At 40.7% G+C, this 16,978-nt stretch carries 16 protein-coding genes; 7 read left to right on the top strand and 9 right to left on the bottom strand.

What is annotated here, in order from left to right; translation table 11 throughout:
* Positions 1-57: 57 nt before the first annotated feature.
* From I6758_RS02700 to I6758_RS02710, 3 genes are all read right to left on the bottom strand, one after another.
* Complete coding sequence (locus tag I6758_RS02700; RefSeq protein WP_196603661.1) at positions 58-219, bottom strand: hypothetical protein; 162 nt, start codon at positions 217-219, stop codon at positions 58-60.
* A gap of 25 nt (positions 220-244) precedes the next feature.
* Positions 245-1,510: an SGNH/GDSL hydrolase family protein gene (locus I6758_RS02705; protein ID WP_196603662.1), complete on the bottom strand. Its 1,266-nt coding sequence runs from the start codon at positions 1,508-1,510 to the stop codon at positions 245-247.
* A gap of 107 nt (positions 1,511-1,617) precedes the next feature.
* Complete coding sequence (locus I6758_RS02710; RefSeq protein ID WP_196603663.1) at positions 1,618-2,886, bottom strand: NAD(P)/FAD-dependent oxidoreductase; 1,269 nt, start codon at positions 2,884-2,886, stop codon at positions 1,618-1,620.
* Between the two features lie 304 nt (positions 2,887-3,190).
* Here I6758_RS02710 and I6758_RS15125 point away from each other — a divergent pair, with 304 nt between their 5' ends.
* Positions 3,191-4,033 carry a methyl-accepting chemotaxis protein gene (locus tag I6758_RS15125; protein WP_196603664.1) on the top strand — a complete coding sequence of 281 codons (843 nt, stop codon included), beginning with the start codon at positions 3,191-3,193 and terminating at the stop codon, positions 4,031-4,033.
* Between the two features lie 136 nt (positions 4,034-4,169).
* Positions 4,170-5,387 (top strand): IS256 family transposase, encoded by a 1,218-nt coding sequence (locus I6758_RS02720; protein WP_196603811.1) that lies wholly within the window; start codon positions 4,170-4,172, stop codon positions 5,385-5,387.
* 116 nt (positions 5,388-5,503) lie between these two features.
* Here the strand turns inward: I6758_RS02720 and rpoN are convergent, their stop codons facing one another.
* Genes rpoN through I6758_RS02735 form a run of 3 tightly spaced genes read right to left on the bottom strand, consistent with a single transcriptional unit; the run spans position 5,504 to position 8,563 of the window.
* Positions 5,504-6,868 (bottom strand): RNA polymerase factor sigma-54, encoded by a 1,365-nt coding sequence (rpoN, locus tag I6758_RS02725; RefSeq protein ID WP_196603665.1) that lies wholly within the window; start codon positions 6,866-6,868, stop codon positions 5,504-5,506.
* 10 nt (positions 6,869-6,878) lie between these two features.
* Positions 6,879-8,165, bottom strand: a complete 1,287-nt coding sequence (locus I6758_RS02730) for a hexokinase family protein (RefSeq protein WP_407947355.1) — start codon at positions 8,163-8,165, stop codon at positions 6,879-6,881.
* 35 nt (positions 8,166-8,200) lie between these two features.
* Positions 8,201-8,563, bottom strand: a complete 363-nt coding sequence (locus I6758_RS02735; protein WP_196603667.1) for a VOC family protein — start codon at positions 8,561-8,563, stop codon at positions 8,201-8,203.
* A gap of 234 nt (positions 8,564-8,797) precedes the next feature.
* On the opposite strand from I6758_RS02735, the gene dhaM reads away from it, so the two are divergent.
* Positions 8,798-9,199 carry a dihydroxyacetone kinase phosphoryl donor subunit DhaM gene (gene dhaM, locus I6758_RS02740; RefSeq protein ID WP_196603668.1) on the top strand — a complete coding sequence of 134 codons (402 nt, stop codon included), beginning with the start codon at positions 8,798-8,800 and terminating at the stop codon, positions 9,197-9,199.
* A 73-nt stretch (positions 9,200-9,272) separates the two neighbouring features.
* Here dhaM and I6758_RS02745 read toward each other — a convergent pair whose 3' ends face one another.
* From I6758_RS02745 to I6758_RS02755, 3 genes are all read right to left on the bottom strand, one after another.
* Positions 9,273-9,947, bottom strand: coding sequence for a hypothetical protein (locus I6758_RS02745; protein ID WP_196603669.1), 675 nt, complete (start codon positions 9,945-9,947; stop codon positions 9,273-9,275).
* A gap of 35 nt (positions 9,948-9,982) precedes the next feature.
* Positions 9,983-10,192 (bottom strand): heavy-metal-associated domain-containing protein, encoded by a 210-nt coding sequence (locus I6758_RS02750; RefSeq protein WP_196603670.1) that lies wholly within the window; start codon positions 10,190-10,192, stop codon positions 9,983-9,985.
* 98 nt (positions 10,193-10,290) lie between these two features.
* Positions 10,291-12,489 (bottom strand): heavy metal translocating P-type ATPase, encoded by a 2,199-nt coding sequence (locus I6758_RS02755; RefSeq protein WP_196603671.1) that lies wholly within the window; start codon positions 12,487-12,489, stop codon positions 10,291-10,293.
* A 426-nt stretch (positions 12,490-12,915) separates the two neighbouring features.
* On the opposite strand from I6758_RS02755, the gene ispE reads away from it, so the two are divergent.
* The 4 genes from ispE to I6758_RS02775 all read left to right on the top strand — a co-directional run bounded on the left by ispE (position 12,916) and on the right by I6758_RS02775 (position 16,932).
* Entirely contained in the window at positions 12,916-13,782 is an 867-nt protein-coding gene (gene ispE, locus I6758_RS02760; RefSeq protein ID WP_196603672.1) for a 4-(cytidine 5'-diphospho)-2-C-methyl-D-erythritol kinase, read from the top strand.
* A 12-nt stretch (positions 13,783-13,794) separates the two neighbouring features.
* A complete protein-coding gene (locus I6758_RS02765; protein ID WP_196603673.1) occupies positions 13,795-14,517 on the top strand; it encodes a GntR family transcriptional regulator in 723 nt (240 codons plus the stop codon).
* Positions 14,514-15,881: a bifunctional UDP-N-acetylglucosamine diphosphorylase/glucosamine-1-phosphate N-acetyltransferase GlmU gene (gene glmU / locus I6758_RS02770; protein WP_269140320.1), complete on the top strand. Its 1,368-nt coding sequence runs from the start codon at positions 14,514-14,516 to the stop codon at positions 15,879-15,881. The genes I6758_RS02765 and glmU overlap by 4 nt, the downstream gene beginning before the upstream one ends.
* 76 nt (positions 15,882-15,957) lie before the next feature.
* Positions 15,958-16,932, top strand: a complete 975-nt coding sequence (locus I6758_RS02775; protein WP_196603674.1) for a ribose-phosphate diphosphokinase — start codon at positions 15,958-15,960, stop codon at positions 16,930-16,932.
* Positions 16,933-16,978 lie beyond the last annotated feature (46 nt).

The raw sequence follows: 16,978 nt of genomic DNA on the forward strand, positions 1-16,978 counted from the left end.
AAAACAATGTTGTTTTTCTTACGGTAAAAATATTAAGACTCTGAATTCGCGGGAATATTATTCATTGTATGATTGTTGGAGGTCGTAACGCAGTGCTTCCATGGCCCGTTTAGCCGCAGCCACATGGCACTCTGGAGTGCAGACAGAGCAGCGGCTGCATAATTTGTTAATGGCTTCTATAGCTTTTTCAATATTTTGCAGATCATCATTATTTTCCATCAGTTAAGCCTCTTTATTTAAAGATTTATAGCCGAGAGAGGATTACCGGGTATTTTTTTAACAGCGCAGTACTGATTGTTTCGCCGATTATTTTTTTGCCTGCAGCGTCAGGATGGAGTCCGTCAGTAGTAAAACTGCTTTTTAGCAGCCCCTGATTATCGGCAAGGAGCAGATACGTGTCTATTGAGTCGGGATAGGAAAGTATCCAATGATTTAATAAGGAAAGTTGTCTTTGCCAGTCAGGTGCGGGTGTGATATCTATACGCTGCATTTTTTCGGGATAGATGGGACTGGCAGTGACCATAACAGGGATTATATTGTTGTCAAGGCATAAACTGCGTATTGCCGAAAGATTTTGAATAGCTTCATCTGCGCTGATTCCGGCACGTATATCATTTATTCCGCCCATGATGACTAATATACGAGGATGGAAAGGCAGTACATCTTTGGAAAAACGATGCAGCATGGCTCCTGTGGTATCACCGCTGTAACCGATGTTTAAAATCGGTACGACGGAATAGGTCTGCCAATTGTACATGGTATATCCTGGAGGAGTGCTGATAGCACCGCCGCCGTGAGTTATGCTGTCACCCAATGCGGCTACCTTTATATTCTTGTCGGTAACAGAAAAGTAGGATGGTGCGGACCAACGGCTTATAGGCTTATTATCAGCATCACGCGCCTGGACAGTCCAATAATACTTGCCCGCCTGTGTGTAAGCTGCCGGATCATAAAAATCAAATGTATCGTCGGTCTGATATTCATTAAGTAATTTGTCATGTGTCGGAACGTTGCTGTCATCGTCATAATATATGCGTAGAGTATATTTTGCGGCATGAAGGTAGGGAATCCATGAATAAACGGGATAAAGCGGAGTATAAGCCATTTTATCGAACTGAGTGGTGGGAATAGGTCTGTCGCTGTTGATAATAGAATTGCCCAGAGCTTTATAGGGACTGTAATCACTTATGGGATTGCCGTTGTAATCCAGTCCGCGCACCTGCCATTGCAGCTGATCGGGAGTTTCCGGTAAAAGTCCTGTATCCAATTCGTATCCTGTCGCGTAGATGGACTGTACAGCAGTTATCTGCTGACCTGTGAGCGCATTGCTGATATTAAGCTCATATTGAACCGCATTGGGAACAGGTGACCACAAGATACTTATTTTGAGGGGCTGTTCTTTTACTGTTATACCATCAGCCACATTTTGTGCAGGAAGAGCGGCACAGGTATAAGAAAACTGCGATGCAAGCAAAACAGAAACGCAGAATGCAAATATTGCCTTAAACAAAGATAAAAGCACATCCTTTAAAAAACTTTTAAATTTATTATAACATAAAAAGTACCAAACCGAATAAGTCGATTTGGTACAAAATTATAGATAAATAAAGGCGGTAGTTATTGTTCATTACGATTGTCAGGAATATTGGTGATTATGCGTCCGATACGGATACCGGATAAAAGATTCCAGCCCCATTTCAAAGCAACAGTCATGTTGGTATGTGTACCGGCCAGTCTCATTAGATGAATGAGCATCCATGCACACCATGCGAAAAAGCCTTTCATTTTAATGCTGCCTTTAAACATGACAGCCTGACCTCTTCCGATTGTGGCCATACTGCCTACATCGTGATAAACAAATTCTTTTAAATCGGTTTTACCTTTTATAAGTTTCTTTATGTTTTCAACACACACGACAGAACCCTGTGTAGCAACGGGAGCGATGGTTGCCAGGGGACGACCGCTTTGTTCAAAATGGGAACAGTCACCTATAGCAAAAACTTCCGGATGATTGGGGATCTGTAATGTTTTTCCGACGACTACCCGCCCTGCACGGTCCACTTCAGAACCAAATTTTTCTATAACAGGGACAGCTTTTACACCGGCGGCCCAAATTACTGTATTAGTCGAGATGCTCGTACCATCTTTCAATGTGAGCGTATTTTCGTCACAGTCGACTACTTGTGTGTTAAGACGGACATCGACATTTTTTGAACGGAGGACACGTACAGTTTCGTTGCGAAGATTTTCCGGCATCATAGGCAGAACCTTGTCCGTGGCTTCAATAAGAATAATAGAAACTTCATTTAAGTCAAGACCGTGATACTCATCTTTCATGGCAATATGAACCAGTTCAGATAATGATCCGGCTTCTTCGATTCCGGTAGGACCACCGCCAACACAGACAAAAGTAAGCATTCTCTTGCGTACTTCAGGATCCGCTTCGCGTTCGGCACGTTCAAACATGTGGAGTACGTGATTGCGTATATGAATTGCCTCACGTAAGGTTTTCATCCCATAGGTAGAGTATGCCAGCTTATTCATACCGAAGTAATTGGTCGTTGAGCCGGCGGCGAGAATAAGGTAATCATATTTCACACGTTTATACGGTGTGATGACTTCCTTATTTTCTGCATCAAAACCCTGTACATGGGCAAGCATGAAACGGACATTTTTGTGCTTGCGGAAAAATGCTCTTGTCGGATAGGCAATTTCGTCGATTGACAGCATAGAGGTAGATACCTGGTACAATAACGGTTGAAATAAATGAAAATTATTGCGGTCAATCAATGTTACATCCACATTTTCCTGAGCGAGTAACTGGGCTGCCTTAATTCCCCCGAATCCGGCGCCTACAATTACTACATGAGGTCTTTTTTCTGACATATTTCCCACTCCTAGAATAAAATCTGATTAACTGCAATTATTGGCAGCAGTGCGGTACGATAAATACGTACCTTTTGTCACAAAGTTATTATAAACGATTGTGAATAAAATAACAAGTATATTTGTGAATAAAATAACTTTTTTAGGGATATGCATGAAAGGAGAAAAAAAGAATCATTTCGTATTAAAAATATAAAAAATTGACTTTTTTGTATGAATAAATTACAATCAAGAGACGATAATTGTGTTATTCAGCAGTTTGTGTATTGATAAGGGACTTGTGTAGAGAGGATGTCTAATCGTAATGAATTATCCGGAAAATATAAAGACAAATGAAGATATTTTGAATGCATTTAAAGTGGTTATGCCATATATTAAAAATATTGTTCGTGAAGATTTGGTCGTGGCGCTTACCGATCATGAAAAATATATAAGCTATGAAAAAGGCAAAAAATTCGACATAGATATTGAACCGGGAAAACCGATCACAACAGCTATTGAGAAGAGTATAAACAGCAGATCGATCGTAGAGGAAGATACGGAAGAACATGTGTATGGTGTGCCAATAAGAGCAATTTTTTCTCCGATTTACGGAATTGATAATAAAGTAATCGGCACAGTCAGCAGCGGCATAGATATGAAGTCAAATGTTGAACTGCTGAAAGCTGTTCAGGATGTGGCCAAGTCCGCGCAGGTGGCCTATCAATCAATAGAACAGGTGGCAAACAGTGCCAGTGAGCTGGCAAAATCAGGGCAGGGTTCGATAACAGAGGCAACCAATCTGAAGAGAAAAAGCGGTGAAACCGCAAAAGTTATTGAGTTTATCAATAATATTGCACAGCAGACAAACTTGCTCGGATTGAATGCAGCTATAGAAGCGGCAAGAGCCGGTGAGCATGGCAGAGGTTTTGCTGTTGTTGCCGAGGAAGTACGTAAGCTTGCTGATCAGTCCAAGACTGCGACTGAGCAGATTAATTCTATTCTGGAAGAAATGAATCATGCAGTGGCTGAGATATTCAAGTCGATAGAAACGGTAGCGGCGATCAGTGAAGAGCAGGCTGCCTCAACAGAGGAGATAACGGCCACTCTTGGTCATATTACAAAAGCAGCGGATGATTTGGATGGTTTTATGGAAAGCTATAAATGACCTCAATAAATAAAAACAATGCCGGATGTGTGGGACTTCTTCATAGATTGTGTAAACCTTCAAGCTGATGTAATATAAAATCAGTTTGGAGGTTTTATTTATGAGCAGGAAAAATGAAAGTACCCAAAAAGCAGCAATGCGGGAAATGATGAAAAATTATTTAAAGGATACTAATACCAATGTTCGTGATGGTGCAGATGTTAAAAATGTCATGAGGGATATGATGTCTGTTTTATTGGAAGGTGCTCTTGATGGTGAATTGGATGAATCTCTTGGCTACAGTAAATATGACTATAAAAATAAAGAAACTGACAATTCCAGAAATGGACATTCCAATAAAACAATGCATACGAGTTATGGAGATATGAATCTTGCTGTTCCACGAGATCGTAATGGCGAATATGAACCACAGATTGTAAAGAAATATCAGAACACTGTCACTCAGGATATGGAAGAAAAAATTATTTCTATGTATGCCAAAGGAATGACTACCAGTGATATAGAATCTCATATGCAAAATTTATATGGCCTGGAAATATCTGACAGCACCATCAGTCGTATAACAGACAAGATAATGCCCTTAGTTAAAGAATGGCAGGAAAGACCATTAGCAGAGGTATATGCCGTTGTTTTTATGGATGCCATTCATTACCATGTTCGTTGTGATGGGCATATTGTAAAACGAGCTGTTTATATTGCTCTTGGCATAGATATGGACGGGCATAAAGATGTTTTAGGCATGTATGTTGGCGAAAATGAAAGTGCAAAATACTGGCTGTCCATAATGAACGGGTTGAAAAATCGTGGGGCAGAAGATATTCTAATAGCTTGTGTTGACGGTCTCAGTGGCTTCCCACAAGCTATTGAAGCAGTGTACCCTCAAACAGAAATACAGCAATGTGTAATTCATCAAATACGCAGTTCAACAAAATATGTATCTTACAAAGACATAAAAGCTCTGATGTCAGACTTAAAACTGGTATATGCTGCTCCAACAGAAGAAACAGCATTAGCTGAGCTTGATCATTTTAAAGAAACATGGGATAGTAAATATCCTAAAATTTATAAATCATGGCATGAAAAATGGGCTGTTTTAGCAACATATTTTAAATATCCACTCGCCGTTAGGCGACTCATTTATACTACAAATACCATAGAGGGCTTTAACAGGCAGCTTAGAAAAGTCACTAAATCCAGGACCATTTTCCCTTCAGACGACAGCCTCCTAAAAATGTTGTATTTAGCAATGATGGACATTACTAAAAAATGGACTGGACGGCGACAAGACTGGAGTCAAATAAGGGCACAGCTAGATATCTATTTTGAAGAACGCCTTTTAGAAAGAGATGTTTAAAGGGCATCACTTTTACAAGCAATACTCTTAAATTATATTACTATTAATTTTATATTAGCTTTTAGTGTTTACACAAAACTTGAAGAGCTCTCGGATGTGTTTATCCGGCATTGTTTTTATTTATATTGTTTTCTGCTGGGAGATGACTGATAACCAAGCTGTTCACGATATTTCATAACTGTTCGGCGAGATATATCTATACCTTGTTTTTTCAGTAAGTCACATATTTTCTGATCGCTCAATGGCTTGGTAATATCTTCGTTGTCAATAAAGTCTTTAATAAGCTGTTTTATTTGGATGGCGATAACTTCTTCACCGGTGGGTTTGGATACGACGTTCGCGGTAAAAAATTTTCTTATGCCTATAATGCCGTGCGGTGTTTCCATATATTTATTGGCTATGGCCCGGCTTACCGTAGACTCATGTATATTTAATATTTCTGCTATCGTTTTCATAGACAGAGGACGCAGATAAGAGGAACCCTTGTCAAAAAAGGTTTTCTGATGGAAAACGATCTGGGAGGCCACATTATAAAGGGTTTGTCTGCGCTGCTCTATGCTGTTTATCAGCCATATAGCTGAGTTGACACGCTGCTCAACATATTTTTTTGTTTGTTTGTCCATACTGTGTGTATTGCGGTAAAGATCACTGATACGCAGACTGGGAACGGTGTATTCATTTACAAAAATGATATATTTATCATCAATTTTTCGGACAGTAACATCGGGGATTATATGTTCTATTTCTTCATTGCCGTATGCTGCACCCGGTTTAGGATCGAACTGTTTTATTGTATCAGCGGCATTTTGCACGTCGATAATGGGGCAGTTTTCTTTTTCAGCTATTAATTTCAACTGATTTTTGGCAAGATTGTGAAGATACTTGTCGATGATAACAGCTACAAGACCATTATAAAGACCAAGGCTGCAGGCTTGAAGACGCAGACATTCTGACAGATCACGGGCGCCTATGCCGGCTGGTTCAAAGGTTTGAATGATACTGAGAATGTTTTTTACCGACTGCAGTTCTGTTTTGGTGAGAGCTGCTATTTCTTCCGCAGAAATTGTAAGATAGCCTTTTTCATCGATGCAGCCTATGATATAATCAGCGATGCGATGTTCCTGCTCGCTGCTGAAAGTCATACCGGCTTGTTCATAAAGATTATCGGCAAGGTCTTTGCAGGGCGCCGGCAATCTTTTGAAATCATAGCCTTCACCGGATGCTGCGGTGTGATGGGCAGTGCTGCCGCCTTCAAGAAATTCAGCTAATTTTTTAATATCCTCGGCATTGAGTTTTTCGGGAGTGTCGGCAGAAATATCAGGGGCAGGTTCTGCAAATTCCAAAGTAGGATTTTCATTGTATTCCTGTTCAATGGTCTCATGAAGTTCCTGCGAAGACATTTGAAGAATTTTTACGGCCTGCTGCATTCTCGGCGTCATGATCATTTTTTGTTTTATGCTGAGACTCAGATCTTGTTTCATTTCGCTGTCCTCATTGTCTTTTTTTGCTCATAGCCGCTGCTATAGCTGCACCCAAAATGGAGCCGCCGTTTTCTGCCGCTAAAGTGATCCCGGCAGCATCAGCACCGAGCACTTCATTGAGAGCTTTATACATGCTGCCTTCTACGCCGGGCATTTTTTCAAAAAGTGAACCATCTATGACTATTTTGTGCGGCGGAAGTGTATCTGGAAATATGTGCCATAAAATACCGCAATAGGTCGCGGCGGTGAGGCGGGCTGAACGATTTACTATAGATGCAGCCAGTTTTTGGATAAATAGGGCATCTTCCAAAGAAAGATCAATATTGGAGCGGGCTTTGAAAAGTTTTACTACAGGAGAAAAATCTGTATCAGAAACATTCAGAACAAAAGAAAGGTCCTCACTGATGAAGGCAGGTAATGTATGCATATCATATATATCCTGAACACAGTAGGAAAATAATTTACCAAGATAGCGCCCGGATACCATTTTTTCCAAGCGCTGCTGATAAGGATATTCTGAGGCAGCGGCAAGATGGCTGTCATATTTATTAACAGACAATTTATCAAAATTGCCTATTTCAAGATTTAAGATCATAGGTGATGGAATTGAATCAGTGCTTCTTTCAAAATAACATGTATTATGACCTGTAGCATAGATAGAGCCTATATAAGTGTCTGCAGATTTATAGGCTGCCGATAGAAGTACGGCTACCGTATCATTTATTACTGCAACAGGTTCCACATTGCCGATATTCTGTCTCTGCAGTGCCTCTTTAAGAAGATCATTGACTATTTTTCCCTCGACATCTCTGGTGGCAAATTCCTTTGTCCAGGTCATCAAGCTGGAGTTATATATATTTGTCTGCCTTGAGGGAAAGGAAAATGTGTGGCCAAGATAGTATTTTTTCTTTCGATCGCCGTCGATCGCTTCGTCGATGACAGATGCAATAAAGTCAAAAAGCTCACTGCCCTTGGAACCGGAACCGATAAAATCATACAGACCGGAAAACTTTAATGGTTTAGCAACTTTTTTGCTGATTTTAAAATTACCATTGCCATCTAAATGCACTAAGGCAGCACGCAAATTTGTACCGCCAAAATCCAGCGCCAGATACTCACCTGTTTCATTGCCGGTGGGAAGACCTATATAAGATCTAAGCATTTTTAAAGAGCTGGGATTACCGGATAAACCTTGCTCAATATCGTAACGAACACAAGCTGCTGCCTGTGCCAGAGCAGTTCCCGGTATGTCAAATTCATTGATTGCCTGCATAAAATAGCTGTGTTTCATCGTCATGCTCTCTTTTCCATTTTATGATAACTTACTGCCGTTTATCTTATGGGAAGAATTTCCAGCCAGTAGCCGTCAGGATCGCTTATGAAATAGATGCCCATTCCTTTATTTTCATAGCAGATACAGCCCATTTCTTCATGCATTTTATGTGCTTCGTCAAAATTATCCACAGTGAAAGCGAGATGTACTTCATTGTCCCCCAGATTATATTTTTCTTTGCGATCTTTAAGCCATGTCAATTCCAGTTCGTGTGTGCTTTTTCCGTCACCTAAGTATATAAGTGTAAAATTGGGAGTTTCTTTGCGGCGCACTTCCTTGAGTCCGAGCGCTGCTTCATAAAAAGCTATTGATTTTTTTAAATCAAAGACATTGATATTATTGTGAGTAAATTTAAAATTCATGATGTCAGCCTCCTGATGTTAATATATATTATTTTAGCAGATTAAATATATATTAACAATCGATTTTGCTGTCTGAGCGATATATACACATATAAAGTGATAAAAGCAAAAATATGCTTTATGTAGAAGCTGACTGTGGTATAATAAAGAAAAATGTATTGCGCCGATAGAGGATACGGAATACTGTTTAAAAAATTCTAAGTTTTGCATTTTATCGGATAAGGATGGATGTAGATGGTAGGAATTGTGATAGTGTCACATAGTCTGAAGGCAGCAGAAGGCATCAGAGAAATAGCTGTCGAAATGGGAAAACCGGGGCAGCCGATTGCGGCAACGGGGGGCTGTGATGACGGATGTTTAGGAATAGATCTTGATAAGGTAGAACGTGCTATCGAAGCGGTTGATGAAGGGCACGGCGTGATTTTATTTGTCGATTTGGGCAGTGCGATAATTTGTGCAGATATGATAAAGAACAGAAGAAAATTGCATGAAAAGGAAATCTGCATAGCGGATGCACCTGTTTTGGAAGGGGCTGTCATAGCGGCAGTGGAGGCATCACTAGGCAGTTCTATGGAAAAAATCCTGGAAGTAGCAGCCAAAGTTAAAGATATATCAAAAATACAGAAAATAAATTAAAAAGAATCATGCATAACGCATGATTCTTTTTAATTTATTTTCTGTACGAAATGTCAGGTACAGGAATACATTTCTATTGGAGAGTATCTTCGACAGTACCAGGAGTTAAATCGGAAGATAATACAAGCTGCCATTCGGCTATAAGGTTTTTGGGAAGTTCATAACGCTGCTCAGTTAATATAGAATCCTTCTTTAAGTCTTTTTTTTGGTAATGTGGTTTTTTATTACCCTTCTTGTCTTTGGTATAGCCCACATTGCTGCCGTTCACTATTTCTGGAAATACTACTTCCACTTTGTCGGCATCATAAAGCGGAGTTAATAAATCAGGCGTAACTTTAAATGACATGAAATAAGAATTGGTATAAGTGACTTTTTTCAGGGGCAGCGTTTTAGTTGAACCGTCCTTGGTATATTCTATTTTGGGCAATTGATCTTTATCAAATAATAAATCAACAGACTCAGTATGAGAGGTAAGAGACAATTCTCTGAGTAAACGATAATGTGTTTTACTGCGATTATAAAAACGTGTTGTTTTTACGTAAACAGAAAAAATATTTTCAGGCTTAACTGAAGATGGTTTATTCGTACCGGCTGATGCTGCATCGGGCAGCGGCTCCGGAGCCTGCATATAGGTGAAAGCACTTTCTCTGGCAACGACATTGCCGCTTTCTGTCTGGCGAATTTCGGCATGTGCACTCGTAGGAACATAAAACAGGACAAGAAACAGAAACAATAATATCTTTTTCATGAAAATAAAATCCCTTTGCTGAAAATTTTGTATTACTAACACTGTTCTATTTTAGTAACGCTATATCCTTCATCTTTGATAGCATTACGCAAAATATCTTCATCAGTACTGCAGCTGACGAGCGCATACTTATCTTTCAGACTTATTTCTCGTATCTCATGCATTCCTTCAAGATCACCCAAGGCTGCTTTGATATAGGATATGCAGTGTTCACACATCATGCCGTCAATATAGATTTTCAACATAATAAAGACCTCCTGAAATAATGATAAAGTAGTTATTCTAACGGGCAGGATCAGTCCGTTGGATATTGAAAAATAAATCATCTGTGGATGTGAGTAACTTAAAGCTTATGCAGGAAAAGAGGGATTTTGATTACTAAGAATCCCAGCAAAGTCATGGCAGTGGCGGCAGCAGCAGGAAAGAATTCAGCTGAACCCAAATAATAAGGAAAAATAAATATGCTGGCAAGCACCAGAAAAAAGAAAACAGCAGCACAAATAAGTTTACAATGTATATGCTTCATCATATATCTGCAAAATTTGATTGTTTCAGCTACCCGCTGCAAGCTGCCGCCTGGGTATATTATGTCAGCAGCGGAAACTGCGGCTGGATTTACATTGTGGTCTAGGAATATCCCTATATCTGCTGCCCTCAGCATCGGTAAATCATTGTCGGCATTGCCAACGGCAGCTACAGTAAGTCCGTGTGTATGCAGCAGTTCAATTTCCTGTGCCTTATCATCTGGGAGCAGCTCAGCTTTATATTGAGTTATAGACAGCTGGTCCGCGATATATTTGGCGGTATTTTTATTATCACCGGTGAAAAGCATTGTATTTATTTTCATGTTGTGCAGATGGGCAAGAGCTGTCTTACTGCCATATTTTATAGAATCCGTCATTGTCAAAACACCGTGACAGTATTTTCTTAAAGCAATATAAATAGGAGTGCTTCCCTCCTTGGAAATTTGAAACCCCTTCATTTGAAGTTCATTGCTGATATTGATGCCTTCTTCCTTTAGCCATGAAGCTTTGCCTACACGGACTATATCTCCGTTGACAAGCGCTTCTGCGCCGCTGCCTTCTATCAACTGTGAGGAAGATATCCTTTGAAGATGAGCCTGATTTTTTACGGATGAGGCGAGTAATGCTTTAGACAGCGTGTGTTTGAGATCTTTTTCTGTGCTTGCCGCGAGAGATAACAGAACTTTGGGAGTTATGCCTTCTGCCTGCAGAGCAGCAACAGCAGGCATCCCTTCGGTAAGTATGCCTGTTTTGCCAAGTATGACGGTGTCTATATGATATATCTGTTCAATGATTCTTATATTTTTGAAAAAAATGCCACAGGTATACCATTGCCTTGCAGCCAATAAAAAAGGGATGCGTGCAGAGCTGATGACAGACGGTGGATAGCCCGCAACTAGAATTGATGCAAGAACAGAAAAGATAAATGCAGGTGATTCTTTTATGTAAATAGCCAGAGCAGCAGCAAAAAGACTGGAAAAAATAGTAAAAACAGCAGATGCTCTCACTATTTTTATTGTAGTATGTTCGATATCCGTATTCATATTTGCAGCTGTTTTTTGCAATTTTGTAAGCTGCAGCAATACGGACTCGTTCACAGCTGCCGATACGCGATAATGAAAAGTCCCCTTTGTGTTTATCGTTCCAAGGAATACTTTATCACCGGGAGCTTTATCAATAAGGTCAAAACTGCCGGTAAGCTTCGATTCATCAACACTGCCCTCTCCCCAGGAAATCTCCCCATCGGCGGGAATCGTCTGTCCTGTTTTAATCGTTACAATATCATCCGGCTGCAGGTGAGATGAAGAAACTTGTTTTTCTTCGTCAGTATCAAGATCAAGTACAGCAGCAGAGGCAGGAAAATCAGCATCTTGGCGCAAAGAATCAGTTAACCTTTCTATATGGCTGGTTTCACATACTTTAAGAGCAGTTGCAAGAATAATGATGAGGCACGATGTTTCCCCGTAGAAATTGCCGACAGAGGGGTTTATGCCCATGAATACAGGAATAGTTTCATATAGACCAAGTAAAAATACTATTATGATACCGGTACATATCAATAGGTCAGGACTTAAAAGACCGGCGGGGCCTTTCGTGCTGCCGAAAAAATATTGGATATTGATCAGCATAATAAATATGATAATGAAAAAACGGGCAGTAATAAATGCACCCTGATCATGAACGGGATCTATGATCACAGGCAGAGGCAATGCTGCAGCCTGTGCAAGGTTCAGATATATTAGAAAAAGTAAAGCTGTTATAGAAATCAGCAATATTTGCAGCGGATATTTGATAGTATAAAAACGAACTCTGGGCAGAGCGCCTACACAATATCCGGAATTTTGCAGAAGCTCTACGACAGCGGCAAGATCATTGTCTGAACAACTGACAATCAGGGCAGGAACAGATGCGTCGAATGCTATTATTTTCGCGCCGATGACAGATTGAATAATAGCTGTAAATTGATCTGCCGTGGCATCATTGCTTATATCGACCAGTGAGATGGTATGCAGAGACATGGAAATAGCTCCTTCGATTATAATAAAATCAGTGGTTTCGATAAATTTTGAAGCATGTGGCGAAAAATGCAAAATTTAACGAAACCACTGATAAATAAGCTTTTATCCCCGGATAAAACAACTGTATCTGAACTTGGGGAATAATAGAATACTATTATGCTGAATTTATAAATTTAACATAATTATGAACAATAAATTTAATAAATTAAATTATTAATTTCACCTCAATTATGCGATTTATTACCAATAATGTCAAGAAGAAAGACTCAAACTATTGCTGTTTGAATAAAAAATTGTTACAATCTTATTGTATTTTCTTTCATAGGAAGCATATACATGTGCATAGTTGCATGGAAAAACAATGTATTTCGATGGAGAATAAGTTTTGCCTGAAAAGGGATTTTATCATAGGATGAGTGGAAAATTTTGATTACAATTACAGCAAATGGGAAAATCAATCTGACACTTGATATTCTCGGCAGAAGAGATGATGGTTATCATGAGGTTGAAATGATCATGCAGTCAATAAATCTTAGTGATAAACTCACAATTGAAAAAATTGATATTTGCGATATAATACTTGATTGTGTTGTAGAAGGCGTGTCAGATAAAAAAGATAATTTGATTTATAAAGCTGCCGAATTATTTTTACGTACTTATAATATAAGCTGTGGCGTGAAAATATCTCTGGAAAAAAATATTCCTGTGGCGGCAGGACTAGCCGGCGGAAGTACTGATGCAGCGGCTGTGCTGCGCGGTATGAACGATCTTTTTGATCTTGCTCTGCCGGCGAGGGAACTTTGTATATTGGCAGCTGAGCTGGGATCAGATGTTCCCTTTTGTGTAGTCGGAGGGACAATGCTGGCTAAAGGCAGAGGTGAAAAGATTTCTCCGATAGCATCACTGCCAAACTGTGCGTTTGTTCTTATAAAGCCGAAACTGGGAATATCTACAGCATGGGTGTATAAAAATTACAGGGAGCAGCTGGTAAAAAAACATCCGGACAGTAATCTGATGATGGGGGAATTGGCTAAAAAAAATCTTGATGGAATTTGCGGTTCACTGGGTAATGTTCTTGAAAGCGTCACTATTGGAACCTATCCGCAGCTGGCGGTTTACAAAGAAAAGCTTTGTTTGTATGGTGCCAAAGCAGCTTTGATGTCGGGCAGCGGGCCAAGTATTTTTGCTGTATGCGGGGATGCGGCAGCCGCACGACGCATTGCAGTTAAAATGCGCCGTGAGTATGAAGAGTTGGAAGTATATGAGGCAGTACCGGCGAGTGCGGATAAATAGGGGGAAGTTATTATGGGAAACAGCAAGAAGCTCATGCCGATAAAGCTGGACAGCTATCAGCCGCTGCGTGAGGTTGTTTTTGAAACCTTAAGAAATGCTATACGGACCGGAATATTAAAACCGGGTCAGCGTCTTATGGAAATACACCTGGCTGAGCAGCTTGGCGTCAGTCGTACACCGGTGCGTGAGGCTATCAGAAAGCTGGAGCTGGAAGGCTATGTGATAATGATGCCGCGCCGAGGCACTTATGTGGCCAATTTGTCCATTCGTGATGTCAATGAGGTTTTTGAAATACGCACGGCGCTCGATTCACTGGCCAGCGGTTTGGCTGCGGAAAGAATTTCAGAGGACGAGCTGGAAGAATTGCAGCGGCTTTTGGTTCAAATCGGCGAATATATTGAAGAAAACGATATGAATAAAATTGTTGAAGTGGATACCAAATTTCATGATTTACTTTATAAAGCAAGCCGCAATAATCGATTGGTAGGTATAATATCCAATTTGCGTGAACAGCTCACCAGTTTTCGTACTAAATCAATGTCCTATCCGGGGCGGCTGCGTGAAACGCTTGAGGAGCACAGACGTATCGTGGATACTATTGCGCAGGGGAATGTCATGGATGCTCAGAAGGCAGCGGAAAAGCATATGGAAAAATCAGAACAGACACTGCTGAAGAGTATGAAAGATATAAAACAGGATATGGAAAATATAGAAGGAGAAAGTGAAAACAATTGAGCGCAGAAAAATTTTCTACTATAATACTGGCAGCCGGTAAGGGAACGCGGATGAATTCGTCTTTACCCAAGGTGCTGCATCGAGTGGGCGGGAAAACAATGCTGCAGCATGTCATTGATGCGGCAAACGGTGCAGGCGCCAAAAATAACGTCGTTGTTGTCGGTTTCGGGCGTGAAAAAGTAGAACAGGCTGTGGGAGACAGCGTGCGGATAGTTGTTCAGGAGGAACAGCTGGGAACAGGACATGCTGTGCGTCAGGCAGAACCAATGATCGACAAAAATGATACGGTAATGGTATTGTGCGGCGATACGCCCCTGCTTACGGCTAAGATCCTGCGTAATTTTTATGAAATGCATCAAAAAGAAGAAGCACAGGCTTCTGTACTGACGGCTGTTATGCCTGATCCTACAGGCTATGGTCGTATAATCCGGACTTTCGGCGGAGAGTTTAAAAAGATTGTTGAACACAAAGATGCAAGCATTGCGGAAAAAGCAGTGACTGAAGTGAACACGGGAATTTACTGCTTTAATGCAGGGGAACTTTTCGCTGCATTGTGCAAAGTCGGACACGATAATGCCCAGGGCGAATATTATCTGCCGGATGTTTTGGAAATAATTCATGCAGAAGGGAAGAAAGTAACGGCTGTTGCCGCTGAAAGCTATAAAGCCACGTTGGGAATAAATTCGCGCGAACAGCTATCTCAGGCCGAAAAAATATTGCACCAGAGGAAAAATAGACAGCTTATGGCAGATGGTGTTACAATAATGGATCCTGACACTACCTACGTAGACAGCGACGTCAAAATTGGCCGGGACACGATAATATATCCTTCGACATGGATAGAAGGAGATTCTGTAGTCGGTGCTGAATGTGAAATAGGGCCATGCAGCCGTTTTTGTGATACCAGCATAGGAAGCGGTTCTGTGATATCTTTTACTTATGCACATCAATGCGAGATCGGGGCGGATGTTACGATGGGACCGTATGTGCATTTGCGGCCAAATACAAAGATTGCTGACAGAGCACATATCGGTAATTTTGTAGAAGTCAAGAATTCCAATATTGGAGAAGGAACAAAGCTGCCCCATTTGAGTTATATCGGCGACAGTGATATTGGAACAGGTGTAAATATGGGCTGCGGCTGTATCACTGTAAATTATGACGGTAAGAAAAAATACAGAACAACCATAGAGGATAATGCTTTTGTCGGCTGTAATTCCAATCTGGTGGCTCCGGTTAAAGTAGGAAAGGGTTCCTATATAGGTGCCGGCTCTACCATTACGAAAGATGTGCCGGAGGGAGAACTTGCCGTAGGCAGAGCACGTCAGACTAATATTGCTAAATGGCGGGATAAAAGAGAATAGAAATGTTTATAAAGGACAATATGTCCTTTTATAATAAAAAAATTATTTATGCATATGAATTGCAGGAGGAAAATTAATGATTTTGGACACAGACAAACTATGTATTCTTACCGGTAATGCCAATCCGCAGCTGGCACAAGAGGTAGTCGATTATATTGGTGTCGAGTTATGCCATGCGTTTGTTGGGCATTTTAACAATGGTGAAACACAGGTTATGATCAGCGAAAGCATACGCGGCAAGGACGTGTTTATTATTCAGCCGACCAGTCAGCCCGTAAATGACAGCCTTATGGAACTGCTCATAATGGTCGATGCCTGTAAAAGAGCATCAGCACGCAATATTACGGCGGTAGTGCCATATTATGCTTATGCCCGTCAAGACAGAAAAACGCGTGGACGTGAACCTATTTCCGCAAAACTGGTTGCTGATCTTATGACGACTGCGGGTGTCAACAGAGTGGTTACTGTCGATCTGCATGCGGGACAAATTCAAGGCTTTTTTGATATTCCTGTTGATCATCTGGCGGCGGCACCGGTACTTGCAAAATATGTCCACGGAAAAAATCTTTCTGATATTGTAGTTGTCTCACCGGACTTGGGTGGTGTAACACGCGCCCGCAGCCTTGCCGACAGACTGGGTGCACCTATTGCCATTATCGAAAAGAGGCGGCCAATGCCGGGAAAAGCCGAAGTCATGAGTCTGATCGGTGAGGTAAAAGATAAAAATGCTATAATAATTGACGATATAGTCGATACAGCAGGCTCTTTGTGCGAAGGAGCTAAAGCTTTGAAACAGCGGGGAGTAAAATCGATCCATGCCTGCTGTACACACGGAATTTTGAGTGATCCTGCTATTCAGCGCATTGATGATTCACCTATAGATGAGTTGGTTATCACTAACACTATACCGCTGCCAAAAGACAAGCATTCCAGCAAGATAATATCATTGTCTATGGCACCGGCAATTGGGGAAGCTATCGCACGCATTTATACACAAACCTCTGTAAGTAAGTTGTTTGATATGGCTGATGCTGTTCAGACAAAGGTTTGATAAATGTGTTATATGTACTGATTTTCAGGCCTTTCCTTTAGGAAAG

It is taken from the genome of Pectinatus haikarae, assembly GCF_015732185.1.
GTDB classification, from domain to species: domain Bacteria; phylum Bacillota; class Negativicutes; order Selenomonadales; family Selenomonadaceae; genus Pectinatus; species Pectinatus haikarae.